Here is an 18,184-nt window from a genome sequence, read left to right on the forward strand (position 1 = left end):
TTCTCCCAACCTGTCAGGGTTTTCGCAGCGCGTTGGCCAGGCGCAGCACGGCGGCCTCGATCTCGTAGGCCGTGAGCGAGGCATAGCCCAGCAGCCAGCCCGCCTGCCGCTGCTCGCCCGCGTACAGGCGGCTGAGCCCCTGCAGCAGCACGCCGGCCGCGGCGGCGCGGCGGATGGTGTCTTCCTCGGACCAGCCGGGCTCCAGCAGGCAGGGCACCTGCATGCCGCCCTGGGGCCTTGGCGCGGTGACGATGCCGGCCAGGTGCCTGCCTATGGATTCGAGGATGACCTCGCGCCGCCCCGCATACAGCTTGCGCATGGCCCGCACGTGGGAGTTGTAGTGGCCGTCCTCCATGAAGCGCGCCAGCGTCAGCTGCTGGATCTGGGGCGTGTGCCCGTCCATGATGCTGCGCGCCTGGACAAAGGCGCGCACCAGCTCCTGCGGCAAGGCCATGTAGCCCATGCGCAGGCCCGGGTACAGGGTCTTGCCGAAGGTGCCGATGTAGATGGTGCGCGCGTGCTTGTCCAGGCCTTGCACGCAGGCGGTGGGCATGCCGTCGTAGTGGAATTCGCTGTCGTAGTCGTCCTCGATGATCCAGCGCCCGCGCTCGAATGCCCAGCGGATCAGGTCCAGCCGCCGCTCCAGCTGCATGGTGACGCCCGTGGGGTACTGGTGCGATGGCGTGACATAGACGCAGGTGGCGCCGCTGCGGTCGGCGTGCAGCAGGTCGGTGCGAATGCCTTGCGCGTCCACGTCGATGGGCAGGACCTTGGCCTCGGCCGACTCGAAGGCCTTGCGGGCGCCGAAGTAGCCCGGGTTCTCCAGCAGGATGGGCCGGCCCGCATCCACCAGCAGCTGCGCGCACAGGAACAGCGCCTGCCGCGTGCTGCTGAGCACCACGATCTGCCCGGCCTCCACCTTGGCGCCGCGCTCCAGGTTGAGGTAGGTGGCAATGGCCTTGCGCAGCGGCTCGGCGCCCTGCGGGTCGCCGTGCAGCAGGACGCTGGCCCGGTAGTCCTTGAGCGCCTGCCGCTGCAGCCGCTCCCAGACATCGGTGGGAAAAGTGCGCGTCTCGGGCAGGCCGGTGGCAAAGGCCCGAATGGTCTGCTGGTCGGCGATGCCGCCGCCATCGACAATGGCCTGGCCGCGCCGGCTCAGGCCGGCACCGGCCCTTATGGCACCGACAGCACCGGCAGCACCGGCCGCATGGGCGCTGCGCTCGTGCTCGGGCAAGCGGCCGCGCCGCGCCGCCCGGCCCCGCAGCTCGGTGCCGATGGTCTCGGAGACATAGCTGCCCGATCCCTGGCGCCGCACGATGAAGCCGTCGCGGTGCAGCTGGGTGTAGGCGTTCTCCACCGTGTCGCGGGCAATGCCCAGCGAGTCGGCCAGCGAGCGCGTGGCCGGCAGCTTCAGGCCCGGCAGCAGCGCCCCATCCAGGATCAGCGCACGCATGGCGCGCTGCACCCGCTGGTGCAGGTCCAGCTGGCGCAGGTCGGCATCTCCCATGCGGATCTTCAGGGTCTCAAGCTCGAAGGTCTTGCTCATGCGGTCTGCCGCCTTTCATCTCATTGCACCTCTTTGGCAGGCCATTGTACTGACGCAAATGCTGCGCGCCCATTGCAAAGTGGTCTGCAACAAGAGAGCGAAGTGTATGGATCATTCAGTCCACTTCGGCGCTCAAATACCCCTTTCACCAGACAGCCAGGAATCCAACCCCCAAGGAAAACGAGAAGACCATGCCTTCATCAGACACACACTCACCCCTTCGCTTCAGCGACCTCATCCACCCCGTGGTGGCCGGGCTGATCTCGGTCATCGTCAACTACGGCGGCACCTTCATCCTGGTGTTCCAGGCCGCCAAGGTGGCCGGCCTGAGCCCGGAGCTCACGGCTTCGTGGGTGTGGTCTATTTCGATTGGCGTGGGCGTCACCGGGCTGGTGCTCAGCTGGCTCTCGCGCGAGCCCATCATCACGGCCTGGTCCACGCCGGCCGCCGCCTTCCTGGTGACGGCCCTGGCCACCACGCCGTATGCCGAGGCCGTGGGCGCCTATGTGGTGTCGGCCGCGGCCTTCGTGGTGCTGGGACTGTCGGGCTGGTTCGAGCGCGTGATCCGGCTGATTCCGCCCGGCGTGGCCTCGGGCCTGCTGGCGGGCATCCTGCTGCAGTTCGGCATCAAGGCCTTTGGCGGCATGAGCGTGGACCCGCTGCTGGCCGGCCTGCTGATCGTGGCCTACGTTCTGCTCAAGCGACTGACGGCGCGCTATGCGGTGGTCGGCATCCTGGCGCTGGGCCTGGCGTTCCTGCTCGCGCAGGACCGTGTGGACCTGTCCGGGCTGCAGCTGCGCTTTGCCGCGCCCGTGTTCACGCGGCCCGAGTTCACGCTCAACGCCCTGCTGAGCGTGGCCCTGCCGCTGTTCCTGATCACGCTGACCGGCCAGTACATGCCCGGCATGCTGGTGCTGCGCAACGACGGCTTCAGGACCAGCGCCAACCCCATCGTCACGCTGACGGGCCTGGGCTCGCTGCTGATGGCGCCGTTCGGCTCGCACGCCTTCAACATCGCCGCCATCACGGCCGCCATCTGCACGGGCAAGGAGGCGCATGAAGAGCCGTCCAGGCGCTGGATCGCAGGTATCGCTGCGGGCGTGTTCTACATCCTGGTGGGTGTGTTCGGCGTCACGCTGGCGGCCGTGTTCATGGCGTTCCCGGCCACCTTCATCACCACGCTGGCGGGCCTGGCGCTGCTGGGCACCATCGGCGGCAGCCTGGCCAATGCGCTGGCCGATGCCAAAACCCGCGAGGCCTCGCTGATCACCTTCCTGGCCGCCGCCGCCAACATTTCCATGCTGGGCATAGGCGGCGCCTTCTGGGGCCTGGTCATCGGCCTGGTGGCCCATGCCGTGCTCAACGGCCAGTGGCCGCGCCGGACCGCCCGCAGCGAGGCGGGCACCGGCAACGTGCCCGCCGCCGATGCCGCCATCAAAAGGAGCTGAAACCATGCTTGCGACACAAGACACCACCGGCGGCACCGCCCAAGCCGCCGACACCCTGACGCGCCACGACCAGCACGGCCGCTACCCCCAGGCCGAGACGGTGGACGATTTCCGGCACAACCTGGCCACCGTGCAGGCGCGCATGGCCGCTGCGTGCCGCCGCGCAGGGCGCGACCCGGCCAGCGTGCGCCTGCTGCCCGTGAGCAAGACCAAGCCCGAATCCAGCCTGCGCCTGGCCCACGCGGCGGGCTGCCGCATGCTGGGCGAGAACAAGGTGCAGGAAGCCTTCGGCAAATGGGAGGCCATGCAGGACCTGGCCGATCTGCAGTGGTCCGTCATCGGCCACCTGCAGACCAACAAGGCAAAGCTCGTGGCACGCTTTGCCAGCGAGTTCCAGGCGCTGGACAACCTGCGCGTGGCCGAGGCGCTGGACCGCCGCCTGCAGGCCGAAGGCCGGGCGCTGGACGTGTTCGTGCAGGTCAACACCTCGGGCGAGGCCAGCAAGTACGGCCTGCCGCCCGACGAGGTGCAGGGATTCCTCCAGGCCCTGCCCGCCTTCAGTGCGCTGCGCGTGCGCGGCCTGATGACGCTGGCCCTGTTCTCCAGCGAGGCCGAGCGCGTGCGCCAGTGCTTCGTGCTGCTGCGCAGCCTGCGCGACCAGCTGCGCCAGGGCGCGCCGGCGGGCATCTCGCTGGATGAACTGTCCATGGGCATGTCCGGCGACTTCGAGATCGCCATCGAGGAAGGCGCCACCGTGGTGCGCGTGGGCCAGGCCATCTTCGGCGCCCGCGCCCAGCCGGACAGCTTCTACTGGCCCGCCGGCGGCCCTGATCCCGCCGCCCTGGCGCTGCCCTGAACGCGCCCCCTCGCCACCCTTTTCGATTCAACCCTGACCCCGCTTGAGGACCTTGACATGCAAAAAGCCATGCAACCCCTTGATTCCCGCCTGATGAAGGCCTATGCCCGCCAGCCCGTCTCCTTCGTCCGTGGCCGTGGGGCCCGGCTCTGGGACGAGCACGGCACCGAATACCTGGACGCCATTGCCGGTGTGGCCGTGACCGCCCTGGGCCACGCGCACCCGGAGATCGCCGCCGTGATCGCCGAGCAGGCCGGCCTGCTGCTGCACACCTCCAACGTGTTCCGCATCGACTGGCAGGAACGCCTGGGCCAGCGCCTGTGCGCCCTGGCCGGCATGGAGACGGCCTTTTTCTGCAACTCCGGCGCCGAGGCCAACGAGGCCGCGCTCAAGCTGGCGCGCCTGCACGGCCACCGCAGGCAGGTGGCGCGGCCGCAGATCCTGGTGATGGACAACGGCTTTCACGGCCGCACGCTGGCCACGCTGTCGGCCACGGGCAACCCGGCCAAGCAGCGCGGCTTCGAGCCGCTGATGCCGGGCTTCGTGCGCGTGCCCTATGACGACATCGCGGCCGTGCACCACGCCGCCGCCCAGCATGGCGACATCGTGGCCGTGCTGATCGAGCCCGTGCAGGGCGAAGGCGGCATCCGCCTGGCCAGCCCCGACTACCTGCGCCAGCTGCGCAGCCTGTGCGACCGGCACGGCTGGCTGCTGATGCTGGACGAGATCCAGACCGGCCTGGGACGCACCGGCGCCTGGTTCGGCCACCAGCACGCGGGCATCGCCCCCGATGTGATGACCCTGGCCAAGGCCCTGGGCAACGGCATTCCGATCGGCGCCTGCCTGGCGCGCGGGCCTGCGGCCGACCTGATCTCGCCCGGCCAGCATGGCTCCACCTTTGGCGGCAACCCGCTGGCCTGCCGCGTGGGCTGCACGGTGCTGGACATCATGGAGACCGAGGACATCCCCGGCCGCGCCAGGCAACTGGGCCGGCGCCTGCTCAACGGCCTGCAGCAGGCGCTGCACGGCCACCCCGACGTGCTGGCCGTGCGCGGCCAGGGCCTGATGGTGGGCATCGAGCTGAACCGCAACTGCCAGGACCTGGTGGGCCGCGCGCTGGCCCAGCAGCGCCTGCTGATCACGGTGACGCGCGAATCCACCATCCGCCTGCTGCCGCCGCTGATCTGCGACGAGCGCCAGATCGACGACATCGTCGCCCGCCTGGCCTGCCTGCTGGAGTCGGCCAGCGCCGCGCAGGCAGGCGCACCCGCCGCAGGCCAGCTGGCGGCTGCATGACCATCGCTCCCTACAGCCCTTGCCCCAATACAGGAACCATTCACCCATGTACGACGCATCCCTGACCCTGGCCGACTTCGACCTGCAGCTGGCCAAGGCCATCCAGAGCGAGAAACGCCGCCAGGAAGACCATGTGGAACTCATCGCCTCCGAAAACTACGCCAGCCCGCTGGTGATGGCGGTGCAGAACTCGGTCTTCACCAACAAGTACGCCGAGGGCTACCCCGGCAAGCGCTACTACAGCGGCTGCGAGAACGTGGACGTGGCCGAGCGCCTGGCCGTGGAACGCGCCATGGCGCTGTTCGACTGCGACTACGCCAACGTGCAGCCCCATGCCGGCGCCCAGGCCAATGCCGCCGTGTTCCTGGCGCTGGCCCAGCCCGGCGACACCGTCATGGGCATGAACCTGGCCCAGGGCGGCCACCTGACGCATGGCAACCCGTCCAACTTCTCGGGCCGCCACTACCGCATCGTCCCCTACGGCCTGGACCCCGCCACGGGCCTGATCGACTACGACGAGATGGAGCGCATCGCCCTGGAGCACCGGCCCCGCATGCTCATCGGCGGCTTCTCTGCCTACTCGCGCCACAAGGACTGGGCCCGCATGCGCGCCATTGCCGACAAGGTGGGTGCCGTGTTCTGGGTGGACATGGCCCATGTCGCAGGCCTGGTGGCTGCGGGCGAATACCCCAGCCCCCTGCCCCACGCGCATGTGGTCACCAGCACCACGCACAAGACGCTGCGCGGCCCGCGCGGCGGCCTGATCCTGTCCAAGGGACAGGACGAAACCTTCAACCGCCGCCTGAGCTCGGCCGTGTTCCCCGGCGTGCAGGGCGGGCCGCTGATGCATGTGATCGCCGCCAAGGCCGTCGCCTTCAAGGAGGCGCTGCAGCCCGGGTTCAAGGCCTATCAGCGCCAGGTGCTGGCCAACGCCCGCGCCATGGCCGCCGTGATCCAGCAGCGCGGCTACCGCATCGTCTCGGGCGGCACGGACAACCACCTGATGCTGATCGACCTGTCCGACCGCAGCTACACCGGCAAGGACGCCGACGCCGCGCTCAGCGAGGCGCACATCACCACCAACAAGAACACCGTGCCCAACGACCCGCGCTCGCCCTTCGTGACCTCGGGCCTGCGCATAGGCACGCCCGCCGTCACCACGCGCGGCTTCGGCCAGGCGCAGTGCGAACAGCTGGCCGACTGGCTGTGCGATGTGCTCGATGCGCTGGACGCGCAGGAAGGCGCCCGCTTTGCCAAGGTGGCGGCGCAGGTGCGCGATCAGGTGACGGAGCTGTGCCGTCGGTATCCGGTGTATGGGTAAAAGATGATCACGCGAGCGCACCGCCCGGCCATGTACCCGGGGGGTGCGCGACAGCCATAGCGAGAAAGCTGTACTTTGAAGTGGCAGTTATTTGCTGCAGGTGCCGCTTGTGGCCAGTTCCAGCTTGGTTACCGCAGCCTTGCCCTCGGTCTCGGGAATCAGCTCCAGATTGGCGCCTCCGACAAAAACACCGATCTTCATGTACTGCCGCACGAAATAGTGTTTGCCGGTTTCCGTCGCCAACGGCAGCGTATTGGGCGAGAACTCGGACTCGGTGGAGACGGTATGGTTCTGGTTGCCCGCCACTTCCGTGTAGAAAAAGACGTCGGGAGCGGTCTCGCCAACGCACTTTTCGTTGACCCAGACATCCTTCTTGAGAGCCCGGCCCACCACGCTGTCCCGGTAAATGTAGAGGCCTGAATTGCCAGCGGTCGGCGGGTTGAACTCCTTGGCTTTTTGCGAAGCTTCCTTGCTTTCCATCTTCACGGATGCACAGCCCACCAACAGAAAGCTGGCAAGCGCGACTACGGCGATCTTTGTCATTTCTTCTCCCTCCGATGCTCAAATTATTGAGATTGACTGACTGAACAAAGCCCGTGGCAAACACGCCCGGATTTCAATCAGCGGAGGATTGTATACATTTCTTTACAAACGAAGCGACAAAGCATTGCACCTTTGTGCAGCGCTCCATTCATCGCAATGCTCCGGCCCTCAGGGCTTGTTGCATGCCTCTTCCATACCCGCCATCTCAGCCAGCTTCTGCATGCGCGAGCGCTGCTCCAGGCAGGCCTGGTGCTGGGCTTCGGCCGCCTTTTGCTGGGCCAGCTTCGCGGCCTTGGCGCGCTCGGCCTGCAGCTGGGCGATGCGCTCGCGGATCTGGGGCATGGCGGCCACGGCGGCCTTTTCGCCTTCAAGAATGGCGCTGGCGCGCTGGGTGAAGTCGGCCGGGCCGATGTCCAGCACCTTGGGGCGGATGGTGATGTCGGCGCGGGCCAGCTCGGCCTGGCCCAGCTTCTGGCCCATGATCGCAATGGACTGGCCCAGTGCGCCCAGCATGTTCTCGGGCGCCTTGCCTCGGGCCTTGTTGGAGATGTCCACGGCGATCACCAGATCGGCGCCCAGCTGGCGCGCGGCGTCCACGGGCACGGGGCTGGTGATGCCGCCATCGACGAAGTGGAACTTTCCGATGGCCACGGGCTGGAACACACCCGGAATGCTGCTGGAGGCACGCACCGCCTGCCCCGTATTGCCGCGCGCGAACACGGTGCGCTCGCCGTCCTCCAGCCGCGTGGACACCGCCACGAAGGGCTTGGCCAGTTGCTCCAGCGGCTTGCGGCCCACCTGTTCGTTCACATAGTCCTCCAGCTTCTGGCCCACCAGCAGGCCGCCCGAGGACAGCTGCAGGTCGCGGATCCTGGTCTCATCCAGCGCCACGGCCTTTTCCTGCAGCTCGAAGGCGTTCATACCGCCTGCATACAACGCCCCCACCACGCTGCCCGCGCTGGTGCCGGACACCACCGCAGGCGCAAGGCCATTGGCTTCCAGCATCTTGATGACGCCGATATGGGCAAAGCCCTTCACGGCCCCGCCGCCCAGGGCCAGACCGATCCTGATGGGGGCCACGGGTGTGCCCGGCACGGTGGGCGTGGACTCGGGCGTGGCCGCCGAGGGGCTGGGCGGGTTGCTGCCGCAAGCGGCCAGCCCCGCCAGGCTCAGGTACACCAGTGGACGCAAAAGGGCTTGGAGGCGCATGCCGGAAGATCCTGCTGTCGGATGACGAGATTCGGGGCGGGCAGTATAGCGGCAGGGGCAAACCACCGCCGGAGACGCATCATGCTGCGGACGGCAGAGGGCGTCCTGAGGTCGCTCAGGGATGCGTGGGCTCAAACCGCTGGATTCGCGCCAGCACGTCCGCCATGGCATCGCGGGCTTCGGCAAGGTCGTAGTCGGACTGCAGGTTGAGCCAGCTTTGCGCGTCCGTGCCAAAGAAGACCGCAAGGCGCAGCGCCGTATCCGCCGTGATGCCGCGCATGCCCTTCACGATCTCGTTGATGCGCCGAGGCGGCACATCGATGGCCTTTGCCAACGCGTACTGGCTCAGGCCCATGGGTTCGAGCCACTCCTGCATCAGGATTTCTCCTGGGTGCGGCCATTTGACTTCGCGGGTCATGTTGTAGTCCTTTCAGTGGTAATCCACGATCTCGACCTGGCTGGCATGGCCATCTGCCCAGACGAAGCAAAGGCGCCATTGCTCATTGATCCGAATGCTGTACTGGCCCCTGCGGCTTCCTTGAAGAGCCTCCAGTCTGTTGCCTGGCGGAATGCGCAGGAACTCCAGGGAGGTCGCTGCGTTCAGCTGCACAAGCTTGCGCATGGCAGCGACCTCCAGGTTGGCGAACCGCGCAACGCGCTTGCCAAGCATCAATGCCTGGGTGTCTGCACATCTGAAATCGAGGATCATGGATCAATAATAACGACTCCCGTTATTAGCTGATGCTTACCCCGCCTGCAGTTAGGCCCTCTTGCATCAACTCCGGGGACTGAGCAGTTCCCGCATCCCCTGCACAGCCTCCCTCAGAAACCCCCAGACCGCCTCGATGCGCTGAACCTGCCGGGCATCCGAGGGCATGCTCATCCAGAAGGTGCGGGTGAAGCAGGCCTCGGCGGGCAGCACGCGACTGAGCACGGGGTCGCGGTCGGCGATGAAGGCGGGCAGCACGGCCAGGCCGGCGCCGGCGCGCACGGCCTCGTACTGGGCGGTGATGCTGGTGCTGCGAAAGGCAAAGCGCTCGGGCTGGAACAGGGTGGACAGCAGCTGCAGCTCGCGCGTGAACAGCAGGTCGTCCACATAGTGGATGAAGCTGTGGTGGCGCAGGTCCTCGGTGCGCGCCACCAGCGGGCGGCGCGCAAGGTATTCGCGCTGGCCGTAGAGGAACAGCCGGTAGTCGGTGAGCTTGGTGACCACGGCCGAGCCGCGCGTGGGGCGCTCCAGCGAGATGACGATGTCGGCCTCGCGCCGCGACAGGTGCAGCAGGCGCGGCAGGGCCAGCAGGTCGATGCTCAGCAGCGGATGGCGCTGCGTCAGCGCGGCCAGCTGCGGGGCCAGCAGCTGGGTGCCGAAGCCCTCCGTGGCGCCCACGCGCACCAGGCCGGACGGGCCCTGGCTGGTGGATTCCGCCGCCAGCGGCATGCGCTCCAGCCCGGCTGCGGCGCGCTGCATGGCGTCTGCCACGCCCAGCAGCTGTCGGCCGGCCTCCGTGGGCCGCCATTGGCCCGCTTCGCGCTCGAAGAGCACGGCCCCCAGCTGCTTTTCCAGGGCCTGGATGCGGCGCGACACCGTGGTGTGCTCCACGCCCAGTTGCCGCGCGGCGGCGGCCATGCTGCCGCTGCGCGCCAGCTCGCCAAAGAATCTCAGGTGGTCCCAGTCCATGGGTCGAGGCCGCCTCAGTCGGCTGCGGCGCGGCGCGCGGCCAGCGTGCTGGGCGCACGCGCCAGCTCGTCGTTTTGCCGCACCAGGACGGCCATCATGTCCATGAACAGGCCCCGCTGCTCCTGCGGCAGCGGCTCCAGCATGCGCTGCTGGGCCCGCAGCACCGAGGGCTCGGCAGCGGCCAGCAGCGCGGCGCCTTCTGCGGTGACCGACAGCAGGCGCACGCGCCGGTCGGCCGGGCTGGTGTTGCGCACCATGAGGCCGCGCGCCTCCAGCCGGTCGATGACGCTGCCAATGGTGGAGGTGTCGAAACCGATCATCCGCGCCAGCGTGCGCTGGTCCACGCCGGGCTGGCGCAGCACGGCCGACAGCGCCGCGTACTGCACGGGGGTCACGCCGAATTCCTGGGTCTCTTCCATGAAGACGGCCACCGCGATCTGCTGCAGGCGGCGGATGTGGTAGCCGGGGTAGTTTTCTAGTTCTGCGGGTTGGTAGTCCATGGCCATTGCGCTCTTTTCCGGGTCCCTGCGGGCAAGCGCAGATGTTCGCATGAACTGCGCCCTCCGTTGGCGTTGGCTGGCGGACAGGTGATTCACCCGGACACGCTGTCCACCACCGTTTGGCCTGCATCCAGGGAAACCCCAGGCTGGCCTGATGCAAATCAACACTACACTCATCGTCAGCATACTGTTTAATTAGTCGCGACGCAGCTGACCCGCAGGCTGGCGACACGCACCACGAAGCACAGGACATCCATGAACACCAGCATTTCTTCCCGGGCGCTGCCCGTTCTTGTGGCAGGCGGCGGCATTGGCGGCGTGGCGGCCGCGCTGGCCCTGGCGCGCCAGGGATTTGCCGTCAAGGTGCTGGAGCAGGCGCCGCAGCTGGGCGAGATCGGCGCCGGCATACAACTGGGGCCCAACGCATTCGCGGCCTTCGACGCGCTGGGCATTGGCGAGCTGGCCCGTGGCCGCGCCGTCTATACCGACGAGATGGTGATGCACGACGCGCTCGATGAGCGGCTGGTCGGCCGCATTCCCACGGGCGAGGCGTTTCGCGCCCGCTTCGGCAACCCGTATGCGGTGATCCACCGCGCCGACATCCACACCTCGCTGCTCGAAGGCGCGCGCACCCACGGCCAAATCGAGACGCTGACGGGCACGCGCATCGAAGCCGTGCAGCAGGAGGGTGACACCGTCACCGTGCGCGACCAGCACGGCCAGGTCCATGTGGGCCAGGCCCTGATCGGCGCCGATGGCGTGAAGTCCGTGGTGCGCCAGCAGTACGTGGGCGATGCGGCGCGTGTCTCCGGCCACGTGGTGTACCGCGCCGTGGTGGAGAAGAACGACTTCCCCGAGGACCTGCGCTGGAACGCGGCCAGCATCTGGGTCGGCCCCAACTACCACCTGGTGCACTACCCGCTGCGCGGCGGCGAGCAGTACAACGTGGTCGTCACCTTCCACAGCCGCGAGCAGGAGGAATGGGGCGTGCGCGAAGGCAGCCGCCAAGAGGTGCAAAGCTACTACAGCGACTGCTGCCCGCGCGCACGCCAGCTCATAGACCTGCCCAAAAGCTGGAAGCGCTGGGCCACGGCCGACCGCGAGCCCATTGGCCAGTGGAGCTTCGGCCGCGCCACGCTGCTGGGCGATGCCGCACACCCCACCCTGCAGTACATCGCCCAGGGCGCCTGCATGGCGCTGGAAGACGCGGTGACGCTGGGCCAGGCGCTCAAGCACTGCGGCAACGACTGGCCGCAGGCGCTGCGGCTGTACGAGCGCTCGCGCATCGCCCGCACGGCGCGCGTGGTGCTGTCCGCGCGCGAGATGGGCCGCATCTTCCACGCCAGCGGCGTGGAGCGCCTGGTGCGCAACGACCTCTGGAAGGGCCGCACGCCCCAGCGTTTCTACGACGCCATGGAATGGCTGTACGGCTGGAAGGCCGAAACCTGCCTCTCCGAAGACTGAACACAAGGAGACCGCCATGCAAGAACTTGGCCGCCTGGAAGACCTGCCCCAGGACTACCGCGACGAACTCGCGCGCAACAACCTGGTGCCGCTGTGGCCCAGCCTGCGCAACGTGATGCCGCCGCACACGCCGCGCCCGCGCACCCAGCCGATTGCCTGGCCGTACCAGTCCATCCGCCCGCTGCTCATGCAGGCCGGCGAGCTGACGCCCATCGAAAAGGCCGAGCGCCGCGTGCTGGTGCTGGCCAACCCCGGCCATGGGCTGGAGAAGATGCAGGCCAGCTCCTCCATCTACCTGGGCATGCAGCTGCTGCTGCCCGGCGAGTGGGCGCCCTCGCACCGCCACACGCCCAATGCCGTGCGCATGGTGGTGGAAGGCCAGGGCGCCTGGAGTCTGGTCGACGGCGAGAAATGCCCCATGGAGCGCGGCGACCTGATCCTCACGCCCACGGGCCTGTGGCACGAGCATGGCCATGACGGCGACGAGCCCGTGGTCTGGCTCGATGTGCTGGACCTGCCCCTGGCCTACTACCTGGAAGTCACCTACCACGTGGACGGCCCGCGCCAGCCCGCCCTGCCCGGCCGTGGCGACCGGGCATATGCGCGCGGCGGCCTGGCGCCCACGCAGGTGTTCGCCCGCAGCGCCAAGGCCTACCCCATGCTGCGCTACCCGTGGAAGGATGCCCGCGCCGCGCTGCTGGAGCTGGCCGCCGACCGCCCCGATCTGGACTGCGTGCAGCTGGCCTACACCAACCCCGAGACCGGGGCCGACTGCGAAAACATCCTGGGCTTCTACGCGCTGATGCTGCGCCCGGGCCAGACGCTGCAGTTGCCCGCGCGCTCGCCGGCCTGCGTGTTCCATGTCATCGAGGGCGGCGCCAGCGTGGCCGCCGTGGACCGCCATTTCGACCTGGCCCCGGCCGACACCTGCTGCGTGCCCGGCTGGGCGCCCGCCACGCTGGCCAATGCCAGCGCCAGCGAGCCCGCCTTCCTCTTCCTGGCCGACGAGGCGCCTTTGCACCGAAAGCTGGGCCTCTACGAGGTCCGGCCTTGAATCCTCCGATGTCTCTTTACTCCCCCATCGCCAATACCATGACCGCCCCCCAATACCTCTGGACCCCGCCCCCCGTCCAATCCCTGCCCGTGCGCGGCAGCACGCAGCGCCTGCCCGTGAACCGCCTGTTCTTCGTGGGCCGCAACTACCACGCCCATGCCGTCGAGATGGGCCGCCCGGTGGACAAGAGCGTGGAGCGCCCCTTCTACTTCACCAAGGCGCCGTCCACGCTGACCGAATCGGGTGCCACCGTGGCCTACCCGCCCGAGACGAACAACTACCACTTCGAGATGGAACTGGTGGTGGCCATCGGCAAGGCGGGCTTTCGCATTGCGGCGGACCAGGCCCATGAACACATCTACGGCTACGCCTGCGGCCTGGACATGACGCGCCGCGACCTGCAGCTGGTGGCGCGCGACAAGGGCCGGCCCTGGGACCTGGGCAAGGATGTGGAGCAGTCCTCGGTGGCCAGCGAGATCGTGCCCATGCCGGGGCAGGTGATCGAATCCGGCGCCATTGCACTGGCCGTCAATGGCGAGACCAGGCAGCAGTCCGACGTGGACAAGCTGATCTGGAACATCCGCGAAATCATTGCCGACCTCTCGCTGTTCTATCACCTGCAACCCGGCGACCTCATCTACACGGGCACGCCCGAAGGCGTGGGCGCCGTGCTGCCGGGCGACCGCATCACCGGCCATGTGCAGGGCGTGGGCGAGATCGCGCTCACCGTGGGCCAGCCTGAATAAGACCCGGGAGACCACCACCATGAAGCTCTACAGCTTTTTCCGCAGCGGCACCTCGCACCGCCTGCGCATCGCGCTCAACCTCAAGGGCCTGCGCGCTGACTACTTCCCCGTGGACCTGCGCGTGGACGAGCAGGCCCAGGCGCCGTTCAAGCAGGTCAACCCGCAGGGCCTGGTGCCGGTGCTGACACTGGACGATGGCCGCACGCTGATCCAGTCGCCGGCCATCATCGAATGGCTGGAGGAGCGCCACCCCGAGCCGCCGCTGCTGCCCGCCGACCCCGAGGACCGCGCCCAGGTGCGCGCGCTGGCCGCCATCGTCGGCTGCGACGTGCATCCCATCAACAACCGCCGCATCCTGCAGACCCTGCGTCGCCAGTTCGGTGCGGACGAAGCCGCCATCAACGTCTGGTGCGCCACCTGGATTGCCGACGGCTTCGACGCCATCGAGGCCCTGCTGGCCCGCGACACGCGGCGCGGCGACTTCTGCTTCGGCCACGCACCCACGCTGGCCGATGTCTACCTGGTTCCCCAGATCGAAAGCGCACGCCGCTTTGGCGTGGACCTGAACCGCTGGCCGCTGATCAGCGCAGTGGACAGGGCCTGCGCGGCCCTGCCCGCCTTTGCGCAGGCCGCGCCCCTGGCCCAGCCTGACGCCGGCTGAACTTCGCCTGAACCCCGCCGCACCTTTGCCGGCAGCCCTAACCCGCCCCGAGTCCTCGCCAGAAGGACCGGGGCATTGCAAGCAGTGAAAAAAGCAGATCCAACAGGAGACAGACTGTGAAAGCATCCCCATCCAGCCGCCTCGGCACCGCCCCCTCCCGCCGCAAGGCCCTCGCAGGCGCCGCCCTGCTGCTGGCCTCCATCGCCCCGCTGCATTGCGCCTGGGCACAGGCAGGCTCCAGCAGCGCCGCCAGCTTTCCCACGCGCCCCGTCACCGTGATCACGGCCTTTGCCGTGGGCAGCGGCCCTGACGCCGTGCTGCGCATCGTGGGCGAAAAGCTTTCCGCCCGCTGGAAGCAGGGCGTGACCGTGGACAACCGCCCAGGCGGCGGCGGCTTTGTCGCCATCGAAGCCGCACGCCGCGCCAAGCCCGACGGCTACACCCTGCTGCAGCTCGACAGCGAACATGTCTCCGCCCTGCCTTACCTCTACAAGCAGCGCAACTTCCATCCGCTGCAGCACTTCGACCCCGTGGCGCCGCTGTTCCTCACGCCCTTCTTCGTCGCCGTGCCCACGAACTCGCCCTGGAAGAGCATGGGCGACCTGATCAAGGCGGCCAAGTCCGAGCCCGGCAAGGTCAGCTACGGCTCCTGGGGCGTGGGCAGCCCCGGCCACCTGGGCGGCGAATGGCTGGACTTCCTGACCGGCAGCAAGATGACCCACGTTCCCTACCGCGAGGTCAGCCAGCTCTACACCTCGGTGGCCAATGGCGATCCGGCCTGGAGCTTTGCCAGCATTCCCTCCAGCCAGGGCATCTACAAATCCGGCAAGATCCGCTACTTGGCCGTGGCCGCGCCCCAGCGCATCGCCCAGATGCCCGACGTGCCCACCGTGGCCGAATCGGGTGGCCCCGCCGAGCTGATCGTGAACTCCTTCGTCTCCCTGCTGGCACCCAAGGGCGTGGACGCCACCCTGCGCGACAAGATCCACGCCGACGTGGTCGCTGTGCTGCAGGACCCGCAGGTGCGCGAGAAATTCGCCACCTTCGCCTTCCAGCCCATCACCTGGGAAGTGCCGGAGATGGAGAAATTCGCCAGGACCAAGGCGGACCAGTACAAGCTGCTGATCCAGAAGGCGAATATCAGCCTGGATTGAGAGCACCGAATAGACAAGGCAACGGGGCGTAGCGCCCTGTCGCCCCCGCACCCCGGCCCCTCCTCCCCATATGCCCGCGCCTGCGTCGTGGCGGTTGCGGGGTTGCAGTCCTGCCGAAGGACAGGACTGCTTCGTCAACTGACTCGCCGTGATTGTCTGAACGTAGCGCGCAGCGCGAAGTGAGTTTCACGGCGAACCCCGAGACCGCCACGACGCAGGTTGCCCCGTAGCGAAGCGAAGGGGACGCGGGCATTTGGGCGCGTTTCTTTGCCTCCTTTCTTGTCGCGCGACAAGAAAGGAGGTCGGCCGCCGGGCCGAAACCCGGCCTCGAAAAACAACCGCCCGGCAGGGACCCAAAAAAAGTCGGGATGCAATACTGAATACCTGCCAAGCCAGCTCATTGCCCAACCACTTCACCCTTGCGACTGCGGATTCGCAAACCCCGCCACCTGCTCGTAATGGCGGGCAATGGCACGCAGCTCGTCCTGGCTGATCAGCTCGTCGATATGGCCGAAGGGCTGGCCGCCGCTGAGCTCGTCGGCCTTCATGATGATGAAGTCGGGCGGCGTGGAGCGGTTGGTCAGCACCACCTGGCTGGTGGCGGGCAGGCGGCTGGCCTCATAGGCGGCCAGCAGCGCCAGCGGGTCGCCTTGCGGGTCGGCGGCCAGCAGGTCGGCCAGCACGCGCGCATCGCGCATGGCCTGGGCCGAGCCGTTGGAGCCACGCGGATACATGGGGTGGGCCGCATCGCCCAGCAGGGTCACGCGGCCGAAGCTCCACTGGTCCACGGGGTCCTTGTCCACCATGGGGTACTCGAAGATGGTCTCGGCCGAGCGGATCAGGGCCGGCACATCCAGCCAGTCGAAGGTCCAGCCGCCGAAAATCTCCAGCACATCCTCCATGCGCCCGGCGCGATTCCAGTCATTCATGCGCATCTGCGGGTCGCGGATCTCGGCCACCCAGTTGATGCGCTGCATGCCCTGGCCGTCGACGTTGTCCTCGATGGGATAGATCACCATCTTGCCGGTATCGACCGAGCCGATGCGCAGATAGCTCTTGCCCGTGAGGATGGGCTTGAAGCGCGAGACGCCGCGCCAGGTGTTGATGCCGCCGAAGGCCAGCTCCTCCTGCGGATAGAACTGGCGCCGCACGGCGGAGTTGACGCCATCGCAGGCCACGACGATGTCGGCCGTGGCCGACGGCGGCACATGGCCCTGGGCATCCGGCGCGAAATGCACGGTGGCGCCATGGGCCGACTGGTCCACACGCACGCAGCGGTGGCCCGTGTGCACTGCGCCCGGGCCCAGGCGCTGCACGGCAGCCTCGAAGAGAACGCGGTGCAGGCGGCCACGGTGGATGCCCAGCTCGGGCAGCTCATAGCCGGCATGGCGGCCGCGCGGCTCGCGGTAGACGAACTGGCCATAGCGATTGAAGAACACGCTTTCCAGGTTCTCGATCGCCAGCGCCTCCAGCTGCGGCTGCAGGCCCAGGTCGCTGAGTTCGCGCATGGCATGCGGCAGCAGGGTAATGCCCGCGCCGATCTCGCGGACCTCGGGCACGGCCTCGAAGACTTCGCAGGCAATGCCTCTTTGATGCAGGGCCAATGCCAGGCACAGGCCTCCGATGCCGCCCCCCACGATCGCTACTTTCATCCGCTGACTCTCCATGCTTTCTCCAGGGGCGCTGTTGGCGCCCGCCCCGCCTACTCGGCGGTAATCCCCCGCGCCTTGACCAGATCGGCCCAGCGCCGGGCGTCCTTTTGCACCAGGGCCTTGAACTCGGCCGGCGTGCTGCCGGCCGGATCCATGCCCTGGGGCGCGAAGGCATGCCGGACTTCCTCCGACGCCAAAATCGCGCGGATCTCGCGATTGAGGGCATCGACCTGGTCCGCCGGCATGCCGGCCGGCGCAAACACGCCGTACCACATATCCACGTTCACATCGCCCGCCTTGGCCTCCTTGAGCGTGGGCACATCGGGCAGCAGCGGGTGGCGCCGCTGGCTGCCAATGCCCAGCGCGCGCAGCTTGCCGGCCTTCACATGCGTCAATGCCACATGAATGGGCAGGAACATGCATTCCACCTGGCCGCCCAGCAGGTCCGTCAGCGCCGGCCCTGTTCCGCGATAAGGGATGTGCGTGATCGATACGCCCGCCGTGCTCTTGAAAAGCTCCATCGCCATATGGTGCGGAGTGCCCACTCCCGGCGATGCGTAATTGATGCGGCCCGGCGAGGCCTTGGCGGCCTTCACCAGATCGGCCGCCGTCTGATAGGCGGAGGCCGTGGGCGTCACCAAAATCAGCTGTCCCCAGCTGGTCAGCGTTACAGGTTCGAGGTCTGTCAGCGGATTGAATGGCAATTTGGGATACAGCGATGCGTTCATCACCAGGGTATTCACTGTCACCAAAAGCGTCTGGCCATTGGCGGGCGAGCGCACAACGGCCTCGGTTCCGATATTTCCAGAGGCGCCCGGCTTGTTCTCCACCACCACGGGCCGGCCCTGGCGCTTGGCCAGCAAAGGCCCGATCGTTCGCGCAATCGTGTCGATTCCAGTCCCCGGAGTGAAAGGCACAATCAATTTCAGAGGCACACTCTCGGTGCTGGCGATGGCGCCTGCTACGGGTAAACCCAATACTCCCAATCCGCTTGTCTTCAAAAATTGCCGTCTGCCAACAAAATTTCGCATGTAGACCTCTTTTGTAGTTAGCATG

At 67.7% G+C, this 18,184-nt stretch carries 18 protein-coding genes; 9 read left to right on the plus strand and 9 right to left on the minus strand.

What is annotated here, in order from left to right; translation table 11 throughout:
- Positions 1–13: 13 nt before the first annotated feature.
- Positions 14–1,546, minus strand: coding sequence for a PLP-dependent aminotransferase family protein (locus ACF8LI_RS22310; protein ID WP_392414146.1), 1,533 nt, complete (start codon positions 1,544–1,546; stop codon positions 14–16).
- A gap of 191 nt (positions 1,547–1,737) precedes the next feature.
- On the opposite strand from ACF8LI_RS22310, the gene ACF8LI_RS22315 reads away from it, so the two are divergent.
- The 4 genes from ACF8LI_RS22315 (at position 1,738) to glyA (ending at position 6,467) form a co-directional block, all read left to right on the plus strand.
- Complete coding sequence (locus ACF8LI_RS22315; protein ID WP_392414147.1) at positions 1,738–2,994, plus strand: benzoate/H(+) symporter BenE family transporter; 1,257 nt, start codon at positions 1,738–1,740, stop codon at positions 2,992–2,994.
- A 4-nt stretch (positions 2,995–2,998) separates the two neighbouring features.
- Complete coding sequence (locus ACF8LI_RS22320) at positions 2,999–3,850, plus strand: YggS family pyridoxal phosphate-dependent enzyme (RefSeq protein ID WP_288899345.1); 852 nt, start codon at positions 2,999–3,001, stop codon at positions 3,848–3,850.
- 69 nt (positions 3,851–3,919) lie between these two features.
- Positions 3,920–5,146, plus strand: a complete 1,227-nt coding sequence (locus ACF8LI_RS22325) for an aspartate aminotransferase family protein (RefSeq protein WP_046238953.1) — start codon at positions 3,920–3,922, stop codon at positions 5,144–5,146.
- Between the two features lie 46 nt (positions 5,147–5,192).
- Positions 5,193–6,467, plus strand: coding sequence for a serine hydroxymethyltransferase (glyA, locus tag ACF8LI_RS22330; RefSeq protein WP_392414148.1), 1,275 nt, complete (start codon positions 5,193–5,195; stop codon positions 6,465–6,467).
- 87 nt (positions 6,468–6,554) lie between these two features.
- On the opposite strand, the gene ACF8LI_RS22335 is transcribed toward glyA, so the two are convergent.
- The 6 genes from ACF8LI_RS22335 to ACF8LI_RS22360 form a co-directional block, all read right to left on the minus strand.
- Positions 6,555–7,010: a DUF2846 domain-containing protein gene (locus tag ACF8LI_RS22335; RefSeq protein ID WP_071955834.1), complete on the minus strand. Its 456-nt coding sequence runs from the start codon at positions 7,008–7,010 to the stop codon at positions 6,555–6,557.
- Between the two features lie 168 nt (positions 7,011–7,178).
- Positions 7,179–8,219: a patatin-like phospholipase family protein gene (locus ACF8LI_RS22340; RefSeq protein WP_392414149.1), complete on the minus strand. Its 1,041-nt coding sequence runs from the start codon at positions 8,217–8,219 to the stop codon at positions 7,179–7,181.
- Positions 8,220–8,334: 115 nt separating this feature from the next.
- Positions 8,335–8,637: a HigA family addiction module antitoxin gene (locus ACF8LI_RS22345; protein ID WP_043791964.1), complete on the minus strand. Its 303-nt coding sequence runs from the start codon at positions 8,635–8,637 to the stop codon at positions 8,335–8,337.
- A gap of 12 nt (positions 8,638–8,649) precedes the next feature.
- The gene (locus tag ACF8LI_RS22350) at positions 8,650–8,928 is read right to left on the minus strand and encodes a type II toxin-antitoxin system RelE/ParE family toxin (RefSeq protein WP_047218636.1); all 279 of its coding nucleotides are present in this window, start codon (positions 8,926–8,928) and stop codon (positions 8,650–8,652) included.
- A 66-nt stretch (positions 8,929–8,994) separates the two neighbouring features.
- Positions 8,995–9,897, minus strand: a complete 903-nt coding sequence (locus tag ACF8LI_RS22355) for a LysR family transcriptional regulator (RefSeq protein ID WP_013802476.1) — start codon at positions 9,895–9,897, stop codon at positions 8,995–8,997.
- 14 nt (positions 9,898–9,911) lie between these two features.
- Entirely contained in the window at positions 9,912–10,448 is a 537-nt protein-coding gene (locus ACF8LI_RS22360; RefSeq protein ID WP_012205532.1) for a MarR family winged helix-turn-helix transcriptional regulator, read from the minus strand.
- A gap of 204 nt (positions 10,449–10,652) precedes the next feature.
- Between ACF8LI_RS22360 and ACF8LI_RS22365 the strand changes: the two genes are divergently transcribed.
- The 5 genes from ACF8LI_RS22365 (at position 10,653) to ACF8LI_RS22385 (ending at position 15,476) form a co-directional block, all read left to right on the plus strand.
- Positions 10,653–11,861 carry a 3-hydroxybenzoate 6-monooxygenase gene (locus ACF8LI_RS22365; RefSeq protein WP_392414150.1) on the plus strand — a complete coding sequence of 403 codons (1,209 nt, stop codon included), beginning with the start codon at positions 10,653–10,655 and terminating at the stop codon, positions 11,859–11,861.
- 16 nt (positions 11,862–11,877) lie between these two features.
- On the plus strand, positions 11,878–12,915 hold the full coding sequence (locus ACF8LI_RS22370) for a cupin domain-containing protein (RefSeq protein WP_047218633.1): 1,038 nt from the start codon (positions 11,878–11,880) through the stop codon (positions 12,913–12,915).
- A 38-nt stretch (positions 12,916–12,953) separates the two neighbouring features.
- On the plus strand, positions 12,954–13,661 hold the full coding sequence (locus ACF8LI_RS22375) for a fumarylacetoacetate hydrolase family protein (protein ID WP_034393430.1): 708 nt from the start codon (positions 12,954–12,956) through the stop codon (positions 13,659–13,661).
- A 19-nt stretch (positions 13,662–13,680) separates the two neighbouring features.
- Positions 13,681–14,322 (plus strand): maleylacetoacetate isomerase, encoded by a 642-nt coding sequence (maiA, locus tag ACF8LI_RS22380; protein ID WP_392414151.1) that lies wholly within the window; start codon positions 13,681–13,683, stop codon positions 14,320–14,322.
- 116 nt (positions 14,323–14,438) lie between these two features.
- Positions 14,439–15,476, plus strand: coding sequence for a Bug family tripartite tricarboxylate transporter substrate binding protein (locus ACF8LI_RS22385; protein ID WP_392414152.1), 1,038 nt, complete (start codon positions 14,439–14,441; stop codon positions 15,474–15,476).
- Between the two features lie 413 nt (positions 15,477–15,889).
- On the opposite strand, the gene ACF8LI_RS22390 is transcribed toward ACF8LI_RS22385, so the two are convergent.
- Both ACF8LI_RS22390 and ACF8LI_RS22395 read right to left on the minus strand, forming a co-directional pair.
- Positions 15,890–17,128 carry a flavin-dependent oxidoreductase gene (locus ACF8LI_RS22390; protein ID WP_043791955.1) on the minus strand — a complete coding sequence of 413 codons (1,239 nt, stop codon included), beginning with the start codon at positions 17,126–17,128 and terminating at the stop codon, positions 15,890–15,892.
- Positions 17,129–17,178: 50 nt separating this feature from the next.
- Entirely contained in the window at positions 17,179–18,159 is a 981-nt protein-coding gene (locus tag ACF8LI_RS22395) for a tripartite tricarboxylate transporter substrate binding protein (RefSeq protein WP_016446007.1), read from the minus strand.
- Positions 18,160–18,184 lie beyond the last annotated feature (25 nt).

The organism is Delftia sp. WSY_12 (assembly GCF_043104645.1).
GTDB lineage: Bacteria > Pseudomonadota > Gammaproteobacteria > Burkholderiales > Burkholderiaceae_C > Comamonas > Comamonas tsuruhatensis.

What these genes read in the sequence shown, in the direction of transcription:
- ACF8LI_RS22310 (WP_392414146.1), bottom strand. Translation starts at nt 1,546, where the DNA reads ATGAGCAAGACCTTCGAGCTTGAGACCCTGAAGATCCGCATGGGAGAT.
- ACF8LI_RS22315 (WP_392414147.1), top strand. Translation starts at nt 1,738, where the DNA reads ATGCCTTCATCAGACACACACTCACCCCTTCGCTTCAGCGACCTCATC.
- ACF8LI_RS22320 (WP_288899345.1), top strand. Translation starts at nt 2,999, where the DNA reads ATGCTTGCGACACAAGACACCACCGGCGGCACCGCCCAAGCCGCCGAC.
- ACF8LI_RS22325 (WP_046238953.1), top strand. Translation starts at nt 3,920, where the DNA reads ATGCAACCCCTTGATTCCCGCCTGATGAAGGCCTATGCCCGCCAGCCC.
- glyA (WP_392414148.1), top strand. Translation starts at nt 5,193, where the DNA reads ATGTACGACGCATCCCTGACCCTGGCCGACTTCGACCTGCAGCTGGCC.
- ACF8LI_RS22335 (WP_071955834.1), bottom strand. Translation starts at nt 7,010, where the DNA reads ATGACAAAGATCGCCGTAGTCGCGCTTGCCAGCTTTCTGTTGGTGGGC.
- ACF8LI_RS22340 (WP_392414149.1), bottom strand. Translation starts at nt 8,219, where the DNA reads ATGCGCCTCCAAGCCCTTTTGCGTCCACTGGTGTACCTGAGCCTGGCG.
- ACF8LI_RS22345 (WP_043791964.1), bottom strand. Translation starts at nt 8,637, where the DNA reads ATGACCCGCGAAGTCAAATGGCCGCACCCAGGAGAAATCCTGATGCAG.
- ACF8LI_RS22350 (WP_047218636.1), bottom strand. Translation starts at nt 8,928, where the DNA reads ATGATCCTCGATTTCAGATGTGCAGACACCCAGGCATTGATGCTTGGC.
- ACF8LI_RS22355 (WP_013802476.1), bottom strand. Translation starts at nt 9,897, where the DNA reads ATGGACTGGGACCACCTGAGATTCTTTGGCGAGCTGGCGCGCAGCGGC.
- ACF8LI_RS22360 (WP_012205532.1), bottom strand. Translation starts at nt 10,448, where the DNA reads ATGCGAACATCTGCGCTTGCCCGCAGGGACCCGGAAAAGAGCGCAATG.
- ACF8LI_RS22365 (WP_392414150.1), top strand. Translation starts at nt 10,653, where the DNA reads ATGAACACCAGCATTTCTTCCCGGGCGCTGCCCGTTCTTGTGGCAGGC.
- ACF8LI_RS22370 (WP_047218633.1), top strand. Translation starts at nt 11,878, where the DNA reads ATGCAAGAACTTGGCCGCCTGGAAGACCTGCCCCAGGACTACCGCGAC.
- ACF8LI_RS22375 (WP_034393430.1), top strand. Translation starts at nt 12,954, where the DNA reads ATGACCGCCCCCCAATACCTCTGGACCCCGCCCCCCGTCCAATCCCTG.
- maiA (WP_392414151.1), top strand. Translation starts at nt 13,681, where the DNA reads ATGAAGCTCTACAGCTTTTTCCGCAGCGGCACCTCGCACCGCCTGCGC.
- ACF8LI_RS22390 (WP_043791955.1), bottom strand. Translation starts at nt 17,128, where the DNA reads ATGAAAGTAGCGATCGTGGGGGGCGGCATCGGAGGCCTGTGCCTGGCA.
- ACF8LI_RS22395 (WP_016446007.1), bottom strand. Translation starts at nt 18,159, where the DNA reads ATGCGAAATTTTGTTGGCAGACGGCAATTTTTGAAGACAAGCGGATTG.